The 14,487-nt window shown below is 62.7% G+C and carries 9 protein-coding genes; 2 read left to right on the top strand and 7 right to left on the bottom strand.

Annotated elements, in window-relative coordinates; translation table 11 throughout:
* Window positions 1-72: 72 nt before the first annotated feature.
* The 6 genes from HW090_RS14890 to mksB all read right to left on the bottom strand — a co-directional run bounded on the left by HW090_RS14890 (window position 73) and on the right by mksB (window position 8,835).
* Window positions 73-1,827, bottom strand: a complete 1,755-nt coding sequence (locus HW090_RS14890; protein ID WP_179114249.1) for a sodium:solute symporter family protein — start codon at window positions 1,825-1,827, stop codon at window positions 73-75.
* A 6-nt stretch (window positions 1,828-1,833) separates the two neighbouring features.
* Window positions 1,834-2,094, bottom strand: coding sequence for a DUF4212 domain-containing protein (locus HW090_RS14895; RefSeq protein WP_179114250.1), 261 nt, complete (start codon window positions 2,092-2,094; stop codon window positions 1,834-1,836).
* Between the two features lie 329 nt (window positions 2,095-2,423).
* Window positions 2,424-3,794, bottom strand: a complete 1,371-nt coding sequence (nhaA, locus tag HW090_RS14900; protein WP_179114251.1) for a Na+/H+ antiporter NhaA — start codon at window positions 3,792-3,794, stop codon at window positions 2,424-2,426.
* A 203-nt stretch (window positions 3,795-3,997) separates the two neighbouring features.
* The gene (mksF, locus tag HW090_RS14905) at window positions 3,998-6,808 is read right to left on the bottom strand and encodes an Mks condensin complex protein MksF (protein WP_179114252.1); all 2,811 of its coding nucleotides are present in this window, start codon (window positions 6,806-6,808) and stop codon (window positions 3,998-4,000) included.
* Window positions 6,805-7,509, bottom strand: coding sequence for an Mks condensin complex protein MksE (gene mksE, locus HW090_RS14910; RefSeq protein ID WP_179114253.1), 705 nt, complete (start codon window positions 7,507-7,509; stop codon window positions 6,805-6,807). Before mksE ends, mksF begins: the two co-directional genes overlap by 4 nt.
* An 84-nt stretch (window positions 7,510-7,593) precedes the next feature.
* Window positions 7,594-8,835 (bottom strand): Mks condensin complex protein MksB, encoded by a 1,242-nt coding sequence (gene mksB, locus HW090_RS14915; protein ID WP_179114254.1) that lies wholly within the window; start codon window positions 8,833-8,835, stop codon window positions 7,594-7,596.
* Between the two features lie 390 nt (window positions 8,836-9,225).
* Here mksB and smc point away from each other — a divergent pair, with 390 nt between their 5' ends.
* Together smc and zipA are read left to right on the top strand one after the other, a co-directional pair.
* On the top strand, window positions 9,226-12,714 hold the full coding sequence (gene smc, locus HW090_RS14920; protein ID WP_179114255.1) for a chromosome segregation protein SMC: 3,489 nt from the start codon (window positions 9,226-9,228) through the stop codon (window positions 12,712-12,714).
* Between the two features lie 172 nt (window positions 12,715-12,886).
* The gene (zipA, locus tag HW090_RS14925; RefSeq protein WP_179114256.1) at window positions 12,887-13,720 is read left to right on the top strand and encodes a cell division protein ZipA; all 834 of its coding nucleotides are present in this window, start codon (window positions 12,887-12,889) and stop codon (window positions 13,718-13,720) included.
* A gap of 82 nt (window positions 13,721-13,802) precedes the next feature.
* On the opposite strand, the gene HW090_RS14930 is transcribed toward zipA, so the two are convergent.
* Complete coding sequence (locus HW090_RS14930; RefSeq protein WP_179114257.1) at window positions 13,803-14,483, bottom strand: response regulator transcription factor; 681 nt, start codon at window positions 14,481-14,483, stop codon at window positions 13,803-13,805.
* Between the last annotated feature and the right edge of the window lie 4 nt (window positions 14,484-14,487).

Here is a 14,487-nt window from a genome sequence, read left to right on the forward strand (position 1 = left end):
CCGTGAAATAAGACGGGCTTCCTGATGGAAGCCCGTTGGTGAAGGTTGGAACGGTGGTTTCAGACTAGCCGATCAGTGATCTGCCATCGCTGCACCGGCGCCTTTCGGGTAGCGAACGCTTTCTACCAGATCCTGAACTTCTTGTGGCGGTTCTTCGGTCGCATAGGACACGGCGAACGCGACGATGAAGTTGATGATGGCACCTACGCTACCAATGGAGAGCGGAGAGATACCGAACAGCCAGTTTTCTGGAGTGTTAGGCAGGTTGTTGGTGCCAGGAATGAAGAACCATCCCAGGTAGATGAAGATGTAGACCACCGTGAACAGCAGGCCAGTGACCATACCGGCGATGGCGCCCTTGCTATTGATGCGCTTGGAGAAGATCCCCATCATCAGTACTGGGAAGATCGACGAGGCCGCGATTCCGAAGGCAAGCGCTACGACCTGAGCCGCGAACCCTGGTGGATTCAGGCCTAGGAAGGTCGCGAGTGTGATTGCGACTGCCATGGATATCCGCGCGGCCAGCATTTCGCTTTTTTCGCTGATATTCGGATTGATGATGGTCTTGATCAGGTCATGACTGATTGCCGAGGATATCGCCAGCAACAAGCCCGCAGCTGTCGACAGTGCCGCCGCAATGGCGCCCGCCGCGATCAGCCCGATTACCCACCCAGGGAGATTGGCAATCTCTGGGTTGGCCAGTACCAGGATGTCGGAGTTGATGTCCAGCTCGTTACCGTTCCAGCCGCGATCAGAGAAGTCGGCAGTTGGGTTGTAATACTGGATGCGACCGTCAGCGTTCTTGTCCTCGAACTTGATCAGGCCAGTGTCTTCCCAGGTCTTGACCCATTGCGGACGCTCTTCGTATTCAAGGGCCGGTTGTTCTACGCCGTTGGGGTAGACGGTAGTGATCAGGTTCAGGCGTGCCATCGAGGCGACAGCCGGAGCGGTGGTGTAGAGCAGTGCGATGAACACCAGGGCCCAGCCTGCGGAAGAGCGGGCATCCGAAACCTTGGGTACGGTGAAGAAGCGGATGATGACGTGCGGCAGCCCGGCGGTACCGATCATCAGCGACAGCGTGAACAGGGTCATGTTCAGTTTGTTGGAGACGTCGGCGGTGTAGTCCTGGAAGCCCAGTTCACGCACCACTTCGTTCAGCTTCTGCAGCAGTGGCATGCCGGATTCGGTATGAGTACCGAACATGCCGAGCTGTGGCACTGGATTGCCGGTCAGGTGCAGGGAAATGAAGACGGCCGGGATGGTGTAGGCCACGATCAGAACGACGTATTGAGCAACCTGGGTATAGGTAATGCCCTTCATTCCGCCGAGTACCGCATAGAAGAACACGACGGTGGAGGCGATCCAGATGCCTGCCGAGTTGCTGACTTCCAGGAAGCGCGAGAAGGCAACGCCTGCACCGCTCATCTGGCCGATCACATAGGTGATGGAGGTCAGCAGCAAGGCGATGATCGCTACCAGGCGCGCACCTTTGCTGTAGAAGCGATCACCGACGAAGTCGGGTACGGTGAATTTGCCGAACTTGCGCAGGTAGGGCGCGAGCAGCATGGCCAGCAGAACGTAGCCACCGGTCCAGCCCATCAGGAAGGACGAGTTGACGTAGCCGACCGAGATAAGACCCGCCATGGAGATGAAGGACGCTGCCGACATCCAGTCAGCGGCCGTTGCCATGCCGTTTGCGACTGGGCCAACGCCGCCGCCTGCGACATAGAACTCTTTGGTGGAGCCCGCCCTGGCCCATATGGCAATGCCAATGTAGAGAAGGAACGAAGCACCCACGAACAATATGTTGATTGCGAACTGGCTCATTGTTCGTTACTCCTCGAGGCCGAATTCTTTATCGAGCTTGTTCATCTTCCAGCGGTAATGGAAGATCAAGACGATAAAGGTGAGGATGGAGCCCTGCTGGGCGAACCAGAACCCGAGGTCTGCGCCGCCGACTGGAATGCCGGCGACCAGTGGGCGCAACAGGATGCCAAAGCCATACGAGCACAGAGCCCATATCACCAGGCTCCATGTGATCAGCCTCAGGTTGGCTGACCAGTACGCCGCCGCATTGGATTTTTCATCTGCCATAATTGTGCTCTCCGCTTGTTGTTATTGGATTTCTAGCGTTTTCATTCTGCTGAATATGCCGATGCAGAGAAGCCCCGACCTTAGTCTTAAATAATTGCCTCTGTTACATCTCGAATTATATGGCGTCTGTTCATGATGGTGCTTGCGCCCATTTCGCGAGCTGCTGGCTGCGATATCGCGTGCCTAATAAGTTAGGAACTGCCGCTCAAGCCCGGAGTGTTTCACCAGGGCAGCAGGCTATACCCCGCGGCAATGCTGCATCCGGGGTGCGGTCGGCATGTAACATCTGGAAATGAATCGGGCGACTTTGGGGGGGGCGCCCGATTGAATCAACTGTGCGGTTCTTTGGCGTAGTGAGCGTTTCTTTTTATATAGAAAAGCCCCCAGCACAGGCCGCCAAGTGTGGCCAGCAGCGAAGCCATGAGAACGCCAAGTTTGGCGGCAGATAACAAGTCCTCGTTATCGAATCCCAGCGTTGCAATGAATATCGACATGGTGAAGCCGATCCCGGCCAACAAGCCGATAAGCGTTATGCCTGCCCAGTCGACTCCCTGGGGCAGGCGGCACCAGCCCAGGCGCACCATGAGCCAGCTGGTCGTGAGGATGCCGAGCGGTTTACCCAGTACCAGTGCCAGGGTAACGCCCAGCATGACCGACAGCGGGGCGCTGGAGGACAGGTCGGCACCTTTGAGGCTGACCCCCGCATTGGCCAGTGCGAACAACGGCATCACGCCATAGGCCACCCAGGGGTGTAGCGCCATCTGTATCCGGGTGACTGGCGCGAGCAGCTCCCGCTGTGCGCGGCGTAGCTGCCGGAGCGGCGTCACAAGGTCATCAGGGTGCGATGTGGCCTGGGTGGCATGTCGGGCGATCGTTGCAATGGCATCGCTTGCCAGTGTCAGTGGCTTATCGTGCAGGCGTCCGGGGAGGACGGGTGTCATCAGGCCCAGTACGACTCCGGCAAGCGTTGGATGGGCGCCGGTCTGCAGCACGCCCAGCCACAGGATGGCGCCGGGGATGACATAGGCGTATGCACTGCCGATTCCGGCTCTTTGCAGGCACAGCACCATCATGATGCCAAGTGCGGCAATGAGCAGGCCCGTATAGTCCAGCCCGCCGGAATAAAAGAACGCGATGATCAGGACGGCGGCAATGTCGTCGATGATCGCAAGGGCCAGCAGGAAAATGCGCACGTTGCCGGGTATGGAGCGTCCGAGCAAGGCCAGAACGCCGACTGCGAAGGCGATATCCGTGGCCGTGGGAACGGCCCAGCCATGGTTCAGGGATGGCTCGTGGTTGAGTGCGAGGTAGATCATCGCCGGCACGGCAATGCCGCCGAGCGCTGCGGCCATGGGTAACGCCGCCAGTTTCAGAGTGGCCAGTGCCCCTTCATGGATTTCACGACGGATTTCCATCCCGACCACGAGAAAGAACACGGTCATCAACGCATCGTTGATCCAGAAATGCAGGGATTGGGAGTACAGCCTGTCTCCCAGTCCGATAGACAGGGGCGTATGCCAGAACGCGTAGTAGTTCGATTCGGTTGGCACATTGGCCCAGAGCAGGGCGGCAATCGCGGCAAGGATGAGGACGATGCCGCTGACGGCTTCGATATGAAAGAAGCGCTCGAGGGCAAACAGGGCGCGTTCGGTATAAAACTGGGCTCGCGGCAAAGGCTGCCGCGCTTGGGGCTGGTTCATGGCCAGGGGCACTCCGCGTGGCGGCCCGACCAACGCTATGAACCTGCCTTACCGCACCATGCGGTAACGACACCCGGCATGAACTCTACCCGAAGGCGTGTTTTCTCTCAAAGCCCTACTTTCAGTGGATATATGCAGGCGCTTCGCTTGGGGACAATGGAGGGCGAACATCGATTCGCCCTCCCTGGCGATACAGGGTTCGATCAGTCCGCCTCGCTGTGTTCCTGCGCAGTGCGTGGCTTGATGAACTTCCAGTCCGCCTCGTCGATATAGATACCGCTCGGGCTGCTGCCTCCTTCCAGGTCGATGGCGACATGGGCTGAAACTTGCGGCTTGACCGAGGCCAGGATCGGCACGAAGCCCAGTTGCAGGCTGGTTTCGATCAGGGCTTGCTGGTTGCGTTCGTCGATATCCGCCGCCTCGTCGAGGTAGTAGGGCAGGCGCACCTTGCCGGCCTGCTCGCGGTCCATCAGGTGCAGCAACAGGTACATGTTGGTCAGCGCTTTGATGGTCATGGTGGTGCCGTTGGAGGCCGCCCCGTCGATGTCGGTATGGATCACCGGCTGGCCACCAACCTTGGTGATCTCGAAAGCCAGTTCGAACAGGTCCTTCAGACCCAGCTGGTTGCCGTTGGCGGCGACCAGGCGCGACAGGTAGTCCTTGGCTTCCTCGTTCTTCGCATCCTGCTCGGCGCTCTGCGACAGGTCGAACACCGACAGCGTCTCGCCTTCCTCGTACTGGCCCGCGCTGTGGATGATCTGGTCGATATGGCGCAGGGCTTCCTTGTGCGGGGCGAGGGTGATACGGAAGCTTGCCAGGTTCGACACCTGGCGCTTGTTGATCTCGCGGTTGAACAGCGCCAATTGGTGTTCGAGGCTGTCGTAGTCGTTGCGGATATTGCGCAGCGTGCGCGCGATGTCGGTCACGGCAGCGCGGCGTGCCTTGGCCAGGGTCATGGCCTCATCCTGGCGGTGCGCATAGGCGTTGACCAGCAGTTGCAGGCGTCGCTCCGGGTCTTCCTCGCTGTCGAACTTGGCCACGCCCTTGAGGCGTACCTGGGCGTACAGCGCCTCGATCTGGCCATCGATGCGTTGCAGCGCCTGCCAGCTGTCCTGGTAGTCGTTGAGCAGCGGCAGCAGGTTGTCCAGTGAATCGTCCACCGGTTCCATGAAGGGCGTGCCGAACGGCAGGTCGGCCGGCAGCAACTGGCGACGGCGCAGGGCGTCCTCCAGGGTGCGCTGCTTGGCTTCCAGGTCGGCGAGTTGGCGACTGATCAACTGTTGCTTGGCATTGAGCTGTTGCACGCGCTCGGTGAAGGCATCGCTGGCGCGCTTGAGTTCGTCCTGAGCCGCTTCGGCCTGAGCCAGGCGCTCCAGCTTGTCGCCTTCCTCGACGGCCAGGGTCTGGCTGCGGCGGAAGTCTTCCAGCGCCTTCTGCGCATCCAGTACCTGCTGGTAGTAGGCATCGGCGCGGGCCTTGCTTGCCGCACGGTCGACGGCGACCGCGTGCTGCGTCTTGAGCTGCTTGAGTTCGCGCTCCAGGCGGTCCTTCTGGTCGCGCAGGGCGGCGCGGTCGGCCAGCGCCTGCAGGGCTGGCGGCTCGATATGCGACAGGTCGATGGACAGTCCCGGCAGTTCGAAACGCTCGCCCTTGAAGCGCTCCAGCACGCTCTCGACGGCCTTGACCCATTGCTCGCCATCATCGAGCTGGATGCCTTTCTCGCCCAGCGGCAAGCTGAACAACTGGCCGTTGAACAGGCGCATCAGGCGGTCGACGTCGGCCTGGGAGAACTCTTCGCGCAGGCGCGAGTAGCTGTTGTTGTCGGCATGTTCGAGCTGCTGCTTGACGCTTTTCAGGCGTTTTTCCAGCTCACGCAGGCGCTCATCCAGGTCTTCCGAGGAGAACTGCCGCGACTGCGCCAGGGCGCCGGCCAGTTCGTCGTGGGCGTCCTTGGCCGCCAGCAACTGTTCTTCCAGTACCTTGGCGTCCTCGACCAGTGCAAAGCGATTCTTCAGGACACTGAGTTCGCCGAGCCAGCGCTGGGTCTCGCTGATTTCCCGCTCCAGGCGCATGAGTTCAGAGGTGCCGTCACGCTGTTCGTGCTGCAGGCCATCCTGTTCGCGCTGGTAGTGCTCGATCTGGATCAGCAGCTCTTCGCGGCGTGCCTCGGCATAGTCCTGCCAGGTGCCCAGCAGTGAGTCGAGCAAGGGTGACAGGCGATGCAGCTTGCCACGCAGCAGGTCGCGTTGCGCCACGCCCGAAGCCAGCGCCTCGACCAGTGGTCCGGCGGTGACCAGGGCCTGGTAGTCCTGCTCCATGCGGCGCACGTCGCGGAAGGCCTCTTCCGTCGCGGCGATGTAGTCGACGCTGCCCGAACGCAGGCTGTGCTCGAAGGCGTCGAGGAACAGTTGCTTGAGCTTCGCGGCGGTAATCTCGCGCATGTGCAGCAGGTTGATGAACAACGCGCGGAAGGTCTTCAGGCTCTGCTCGCTGGTCGAGCGCAGCGGGATCATGGTCAGGTCCAGTGGGATCGACGTGTGCCCGCCGACCAGCAGGCGCCGCAGTTCGTCCGGCTTGACCTCATAGGCCTTGAGGCCGGCGCGCTCGAGGTTGGCGAACAGCTCGCGCTGGCGCAGGCAGATGCCATCCTTCTGGTAGTGCTCCAGCTCCAGCGAGCCGGCGTAGACGAAGAACTGGTGGCCGAAGCCGCCGCCCGGCCCGCGTCCGGCCACGCCGATCACGTGGGAGCCGTGTGGCAGTTCGATCTCGATGAGGATGTAGCTGGTGTCGCTGGCGAAGTAGAACTTGCGCGATTGCTCCAGGCTGTACTTGCCGAAGCTCATGTCCGACATGCGCGCCAGGATGGGGAACTGCAGGGCGTTGATCGAGGCGGACTTGCCCAGGTTGTTGGCGCCGTAGACCGACAATGGGGTTTCCAGCGGAAACACGCCCAGGCTGTAGCCGGCGGTGTTGAGCAGGGCGAAGCGGCGGATGCCGTAGCGTTCCTGGGTCATGCGTCAAGCTCCCGTTCTTCGGCGATGGCACGGGCGAGGGCGTCGTCTTCGGATTCCGCTACAGGCTCGCTGGATGTGGGCAGGGTTTCGATCAGGATGATGTCGTCCTGTTCTTCGTCGGCGATCAGCTCGGGTGTCGGCAGGGACAGGTCGCCGCTGTGCAGGCTCGCTGCCAGGTCGCGGTCCTGCTGCACCGAGAGGCAGACGTCGAGGAAGCGGTGCATCGGCGGCAGGAAGCGGTAGACGCCGTTGCTGTCTTCGGCGAAGCCGAGCTGGGTCAGGCGGCGGATGACCTTTTCCTCCAGTTCGTCGCGGGTGGTGACTTCGGCCTGGACGAACAGGTCGCGGTATTTCTCCAGCAGCGCCGGCAGTTCGTCACGCCCGAGGCTGCCACCATCGAGGACGGCGAGCGGGTCGCGGCCCTGGTCGGCCAGGTGCTCGACCAGGATGAAGGTGAACAGCGCCAGGCGCTGGGCGGTCTTGTTGACCTGGGCGCCGGCCTGTTCGGGCACGAAGTAGTAGAAACCGCGCGGGTCGCACACCAGTTCGAAGCCGAGCGCCTTGAACAGGGTGCGGTACTGGTCCTGCAGGGTGGACAGTTGGGCATAGCACTCCGGCTCGCTGCGCGACAGGTGGTAGCCCTTGAACAGCTCGCGGAAGATCGGTGCGAGCTGGGTCATTTCTTTAAGGTCGATGTTCATACGTAATGCTCACAGGCAGTCGTAGGGTGCGCCGTGCGCACCGTGTCGTCGTTTGCGGTGCGCATGGCACACCCTGCGGGCAGGTCAGGCACTGGGGCGGCCTGCCAGGGCATAGGAACTGAGGCTGACGTGGTGCTCGCGGGTCAGGTAGTCGCCGCGTTGCAGGCGTTCGCGCTGGAAGCGACTGTCCCGCGACAGGCGCGAAAACCAGTACAGCAGTTCATCGGTGTCCCCCTCTGGCTCCTGCTCCAGCAGCCAGGCCATCAGGTCAGGCAAGGGCAGGGCCTGCTCGCAGCGTTCGAGCATTTCACGGGCGGTGCGCGGCGCCTGTGGCGCGTCGCTGCGTCGCTTGCCGGTGCCTTTCGGAAAGCGCGCCGGCTTGGGCTGGAAGCGCGCCAGGGCATAGACATACGCCTCGACTTGGGAGGCGCTGCCGAGGAAGGTACTCTGCGGACGGGTGAACAGCGCCAGGGACGCTTGCGGCACGGCATCCAGGCCTTTCTTGCGGATGGTCGCCAGCGCCAGCGCGGCGCCACGGGTAACCGCGTTGTGGCGACGCGCTTCCTCACGCAGCGGCAGCAGCAGTTCGCGGGCACGGCGCAGGGTGAGCTGGGCGCTGGTCTGCATCTCCAGGATGCGTGCGTGGGTGCGCAGCAACAGGTCGTCGTCTACCAGTTGGCCGAGGCGTTGCTGCTCGCCCAGCAGGTGCAGCAGCACCTGTTCGACACGGTGCACGCCCTGCTCGAAGGCGCCGTCGGCGGCGACCAGCTGGATCATCGGTTCGACGTATTCGTCCCAGGTCGCCAGTACCTCGGCGTAGCGCTGGCGCAGCGGGATCTGCCGATCGCTGGTCTTGGCGCGTTCGGCCACCGCCACCAGTGCCTGTTCGTCGTTGTCGAGCTTCTTCAGTACGTCGCGCACACGCATGTCGAGCAGGCGCAACTGGCGCGCCAGGTCGTTGCCGTCGCGGATATCGAAGGCATCCTGGATATGCCCGGCCAGGCGTTCCAGGTGACGCAGGTAGGCTTCGATCTCCAGGCACAGGCCCAAGCGGTGTTCGCGGCGCAGGTAGGCGAGGAAGTCGTGGATCTGGGCGTTCAGCTCGAAGCGGTTGGGGCTCTTGGCCACCGGCACCAGGATGTCCAGGCGAATCCACTGGTCGAGCAGGGCGGTGATGTCGGTCGGCGTGCCGGCCGGCAGTTGTGCGGCAAGCTGGTAGCGCAGTTCCACCAGGCTCAGGGTGCCGCTGTCGAAGCGCTCGCACAGGGGCTCGAGCAGGAGCCAGTGTTCGGCGAGGGCACGCAGTACGCGCTTGGGGTCGATCATCGCGGGGGCGGTCGCTCTGCTGGGCTAAAAAGGGCGGATTCTAGCGTAAAAAGTCGCTGGCTGGCGGTGTGGAGGTGTTTGGGCCGGGCGATCGTATAGAGCGTTTCTCCTTGCTCTCGTTCGTGGGGGCGGGGCCGGGGAGAGGGGTTTTGCTCCTTCTGCCCTCTCCCCGGCCCTCTCCCGCAGGCGGGAGAGGGGGTAGATGCGTGTTCTGCCCATGAATATCCGTGTGGTCTGTTATGACGTGATCCTCGCTTAAAGGAAGCGCTCCTTGCGACAAGGCCACGACACTCCCTAGAATCGCCTGATTTTGCACGCTGTGGCGCAATTCTCGCGGGATTGTCCAGCCTTGCCGGCGCCGCGCGCGCCGATCGACACGGAGCGCCCTTCATGCGTCTGAAAAGTATCAAGCTGGCGGGCTTCAAATCCTTCGTCGACCCGACCACGGTCAGCTTCCCCAGCAACATGGCGGCGGTGGTCGGGCCAAACGGTTGCGGCAAGTCCAATATCATCGACGCGGTGCGCTGGGTGATGGGCGAGAGTTCGGCGAAGAACCTCCGGGGCGAGTCGATGACCGACGTCATCTTCAACGGCTCCAATACGCGTAAACCGGTCACCCAGGCCAGCATCGAGCTGATCTTCGACAACAGCGACAGCACCCTGACCGGCGAGTACGCCGGGTTCGCCGAGATCTCCATTCGCCGTCGGGTCACCCGTGACGGGCAGAACACCTACTTCCTCAACGGGGTGAAATGCCGGCGCCGCGACATTACCGATATCTTCCTCGGCACCGGTCTGGGTCCGCGCAGCTACTCGATCATCGAGCAGGGCATGATCAGCAAGCTGATCGAGGCCAAGCCCGAGGACTTGCGCAATTTCATCGAAGAAGCCGCCGGTATCTCCAAGTACAAGGAGCGTCGGCGCGAGACCGAAAGCCGCATACGTCGCACCCAGGAAAACCTCGCGCGCCTGAGCGACCTGCGTGATGAGCTGGAGCGGCAACTGGAGCGGTTGCAGCGCCAGTCACAGTCCGCCGAGAAATACCAGGAATACAAGACCCGCGAACGGCAACTGAAGGCCCAGTTGATGGCGCTGCGCTGGCAGGCGCTGAACCAGCAGGTCGGGCAGCGCGAGCAGGTCATTGGCGATCAGGAGGTGTCTTTCGAAGCGCTGGTGGCCGAGCAGCGCAACGCAGACGCCGGGATCGAGCGCCTGCGAGACGGGCACCACGAACTATCCGAGCACTTCAATCAGGTGCAGGGGCGTTTCTACTCCGTTGGCGGTGATATCGCCCGGGTCGAGCAGAGCATCCAGCATGGCCAGCAGCGCGTGCGGCAACTGCAGGACGACTTGCGTGAAGCCGAGCAGGCCCGGCAGGAAGCGGAGCGTCATCTGGGGCATGACCGTGCGGTGCTGGCCAATCTCGATGAAGAACTGGCGATGCTCGAACCGGAGCAGGCGTTGAGCGAAGCTGCGTCCGAGGAGGCCTCGGCGATGCTGGAGCAGTCCGAGCAGGCCATGCAGGACTGGCAGGAGCAGTGGGACACCTTCAACCTGCACAGCGCCGAGCCACGCAAGGTGGCCGAGGTGCAGCAGTCGCGCATCCAGCAACTGGAGCAGGCGTTGGAGCGGCTGCATGAACGCCAGCGGCGTCTGGTCGACGAGCGCGAGGGCCTGTGCGCCGACCCTGAGGAAGACGCCCAGCAGGAACTGGCGGAACAACTGGCGATGGGCGAGTTGGCCGCCGAGGAAGTGAGCGAGCAGCAGGCGCTGCTCGGCGAACGCCTGGAGCAGGTGCGTACGCAGTTGCAGGAAAGTGTCCGTGGCGAGCAACAGGTTCAGGGCGAATTGCAGCGCCTGCATGGCCGTATCGCCTCGCTGGAGGCTTTGCAGCAGGCCGCGCTGGACCCAGGACAGGGCACGCAGGCGTGGTTGCAGGCGCAGGGGCTGGCGGCGACACCGTGCCTGGCCGATGGCCTGCGGGTCGAGCCGGGCTGGGAGCTGGCGCTGGAGACGGTGCTGGGCGCCGATCTGCAGGCGCTGCTGTTGGATGACTTCGACGGCTTGCATCTGAATGAACTGGAGCAGGGCGACCTGCGACTGCTGCAACTGGGCCGGTCTAGCGCGGCAATCCCAGGCTCGCTGCTGGACAAGGTGACATCGGCGCACGACCTCTCGCCCTGGCTGGCCCGTGTACGCACGGTGGAAACCCTTGACCAGGGCCTGGCCCTGCGCGCCGGGCTCGCCGAGGACGAAAGCCTGGTCAGCCGCGACGGTTATTGGCTGGGGCGGCACTTCCTGCGCGTCAGCAAAGGCAGCGATGCCCGATCCGGCGTGTTGGCGCGTGCCCAGGAGCTGCTTGCTTTGCAGGCCGAACGCGATGAGCGCGAGCAGGCACTGGCGTTGCTGCACGAGCGGCTGGCGCTGCTGCGTGGGCAGCAGGCCGAGCAGGAGCAGGCGCTCGACGCATTGCGCCTGCGTTCGCAGGAAAGCGCCCGCCAGCAAGGAGAGTTGAAGGCGCTGCTGTCGGCTGGACAGGCCCGGCTGGAGCAACGCGCACTGCGGCGTCAGCGGCTCGATGACGAGTTGCGTGAGCTGGATGAACAACGTGCCCTGGAGCTGGAGCAACTGGGTGAATCGCGCCTGTCGTTGCAGGACGCACTGGACTCCATGGAGCAGGACAGCGAGCGTCGCGAGCAATTGCTGGCGCGGCGCGAAAGCCTCCGCGAGGCACTGGATGGCATTCGCCAGGAGGCTCGGCAGCACAAGGAACAAGCGCACCAGATGGCCGTTCGCCTGGGTTCGCTTAGGGCGCAGCAGACGTCCATCCGCCAGGCGCTGGAGCGTCTGGAACAGCAGTTCGAGCGTAGCCAGGAGCGGCGCGAGCAGTTGAGCCTGAACATGGAAATGGGCGAGGCGCCCCTGGAAGAACTGCGCATGCGCCTGGAGGAACTGCTGGAGCGGCGCATGGCGGTCGAGGATGAGCTGAAACAGGCGCGCCTTGCCGTCGAAGATGCCGATCGCGAATTACGCGACATGGAGCGTCGGCGTACCCAGGCCGAGCAGCAGGCGCAGTTGTTGCGCGGCCAGATGGAGCAGCAGCGCCTCGACTGGCAGGCCCTGAATGTACGGCGCAAAGCCTTGCAGGAACAGTTGCACGAGGACGGCTACGACCTGCATGGCGTGCTGGCGACACTGCCGGAGGAGGCCGCCGAGGCCGCTTGGGAGGGCGAACTGGAGCAACTGGCGGCGCGCATTCAGCGCCTGGGGCCGATCAACCTGGCGGCCATCGACGAGTACCAGCAGCAGTCCGAACGCAAGCGTTACCTGGATGCGCAGAATGACGACCTGGTCGAAGCGCTGGATACCCTGGAAAACGTCATTCGCAAGATCGACCGGGAAACCCGTAATCGCTTCAAGGAAACCTTCGATCAGATCAACGCTGGCTTGCAGGCGCTCTTTCCGAAAGTGTTCGGGGGTGGCAGTGCCTATCTGGAACTAACCGGGGAAGATTTACTCGATACCGGGGTAGCGATCATGGCGCGGCCGCCGGGCAAGAAGAACAGCACCATCCATCTGTTGTCCGGCGGGGAAAAGGCACTCACCGCACTGGCGCTGGTCTTTGCCATATTCCAGTTGAATCCGGCGCCGTTCTGCATGCTCGACGAGGTGGATGCGCCGCTGGACGATGCCAACGTGGGTCGCTATGCGCGCCTGGTGAAAGAGATGTCGGCGACCGTGCAGTTCATCTATATCACCCACAACAAGATCGCCATGGAAATGGCCGAGCAATTGATGGGCGTGACCATGCACGAGCCGGGTTGCTCGCGACTGGTGGCTGTGGATGTCGAACAGGCCGTGGCGATGGTAGAGGTGTAGCGGGGGATTTTTTCGCCGATATGCAAAAGGACATATAAAAGACAACGGACCAGCGGTGCCAAACCCACGTGTGGCGTGCTAATTTAGCGGCCAATTATTGCAGTATGCGAATACGGACTTCTTTACCGTCTTTTCGCTTTATTTATCATTGTCATCAGAGGTCAGGGTATTAATGGATATCGGTCTGCGCGAGTGGCTGATTGTCATCGGCATCATTGTTATCGCCGGGATTCTTTTCGATGGCTGGCGGCGGATGCGCGGTGGCAAGGGCAAGTTGAAGTTCAAGCTCGATCGCAGCCTGGCAAACCTGCCTGATGAGGACGAAGGCGAGAACGACGTACTCAGTCCGGCGCGGGTGGTCAAACGCAACCAGGAACCGCAACTGGATGAAGAGAGCCTGCCGTCGTTGAGCGCCCGTGAACCCGCGCGTAGCCGCCGTGAGGAGCCCCACCAGGGCGACCTGCACCTGAGCCTGAGTGCCGACGAGCCCAGGCAGCAGAGCCTGATCGACCCTGTGCTGGATGATGAAGACCTCGATGACGAACAGGAGCCGCGCAAAGAGCTGGCGCCCGTCGAGGAAGTGCTGGTGATCAATGTGATCTGCCGGGACAGCACGGGTTTCCGTGGCCCGGCCCTGTTGCAGAACATTCTCGAAAGTGGCTTGCGCTTCGGCGAGATGGACATCTTCCATCGCCACGAAAGCATGGCTGGCAATGGCGAGGTGCTGTTCTCCATGGCCAATGCGGTCAAGCCGGGCACTTTCGACCTGGACGACATCGACCATTTCACCACGCCCGCCGTGAGTTTCTTCCTGGGCTTGCCGGGGCCGCGGCATCCCAAGCAGGCGTTCGACGTGATGGTCGCGGCGGCGCGCAAGCTGTCCCAGGAACTCAATGGCGAGCTCAAGGACGACCAGCGCAGCGTGTTGACTGCGCAGACCATCGAGCACTACCGCCAGCGTATCGTCGAATACGAGCGCCGTCGGATGACGCTCAAGCCGCGCTGATCGCACTGCTCCGGCTCCAATGCAAAACGCCACCGTCGACAGGACCGGTGGCGTTTTTGTTTGGGCGGCGTATTAGCGCTGCTCAGTCGGCAGCATAGAGATAGCCACGGCTGCGCAGCGCAACGATACGTGGGCGGCCATCGCCGTGGGGGCCGAGTTTGCGTCGCAGGTTGCTGACGTGCATGTCCAGGCTGCGGTCGTAGAGCGTCAGCTTGCGCCCCAGGGCCAGTTGCGCCAGGGCCTGTTTGTCCAGTGGCTCGCCAGGCTGGGCGATCAGCGCTTCGAGGATGCGTCCTTCGGAGAGTGTCAGGCTGATCTCGAGATTGCCGATGGTGGCAACGCCACGGGCCGGGCTGTAGCACAGGTCGCCCTGTTCCAGTTGGCTCGGTACGCTGCTGGGCAGGCTGCGGCGCAGTACGGCGCGCAGGCGGGCGGTCAGTTCGCGAGGGTCGCAAGGCTTGGCCAGGTAGTCGTCGGCGCCCAGCTCCAGGCCCAGGATGCGATCCAGCGGTTCGCCCCGTGCCGAGAGCATCAGGACGGGCAGGCCGGGGTGGTCGCTGCGCAGTTGCTTGAGCAGTTCCAGGCCGCTGCCGTCCGGCAGCATCACATCGAGTATCACCGCCGATGGTTGCTCTTGTGCCAGCGCATCCCGGGCACTCTGACCGTCATGGCAGGCACGGACGCTGTAGCCTTCCTGCGTCAGCCAGCGCACCAGCAGCTCGCAGAGCTCCTGGTCGTCGTCGATCAGTAACAGTTCGCTCATGGTT

The sequence above is a fragment of the Pseudomonas sp. ABC1 genome (assembly GCF_013395055.1).
Classification (GTDB): domain Bacteria; phylum Pseudomonadota; class Gammaproteobacteria; order Pseudomonadales; family Pseudomonadaceae; genus Stutzerimonas.

What these genes read in the sequence shown, in the direction of transcription:
- smc (WP_179114255.1), top strand. Translation starts at nt 9,226, where the DNA reads ATGCGTCTGAAAAGTATCAAGCTGGCGGGCTTCAAATCCTTCGTCGAC.
- mksE (WP_179114253.1), bottom strand. Translation starts at nt 7,509, where the DNA reads ATGAACATCGACCTTAAAGAAATGACCCAGCTCGCACCGATCTTCCGC.
- mksF (WP_179114252.1), bottom strand. Translation starts at nt 6,808, where the DNA reads ATGACCCAGGAACGCTACGGCATCCGCCGCTTCGCCCTGCTCAACACC.
- mksB (WP_179114254.1), bottom strand. Translation starts at nt 8,835, where the DNA reads ATGATCGACCCCAAGCGCGTACTGCGTGCCCTCGCCGAACACTGGCTC.
- HW090_RS14930 (WP_179114257.1), bottom strand. Translation starts at nt 14,483, where the DNA reads ATGAGCGAACTGTTACTGATCGACGACGACCAGGAGCTCTGCGAGCTG.
- nhaA (WP_179114251.1), bottom strand. Translation starts at nt 3,794, where the DNA reads ATGAACCAGCCCCAAGCGCGGCAGCCTTTGCCGCGAGCCCAGTTTTAT.
- zipA (WP_179114256.1), top strand. Translation starts at nt 12,887, where the DNA reads ATGGATATCGGTCTGCGCGAGTGGCTGATTGTCATCGGCATCATTGTT.
- HW090_RS14895 (WP_179114250.1), bottom strand. Translation starts at nt 2,094, where the DNA reads ATGGCAGATGAAAAATCCAATGCGGCGGCGTACTGGTCAGCCAACCTG.
- HW090_RS14890 (WP_179114249.1), bottom strand. Translation starts at nt 1,827, where the DNA reads ATGAGCCAGTTCGCAATCAACATATTGTTCGTGGGTGCTTCGTTCCTT.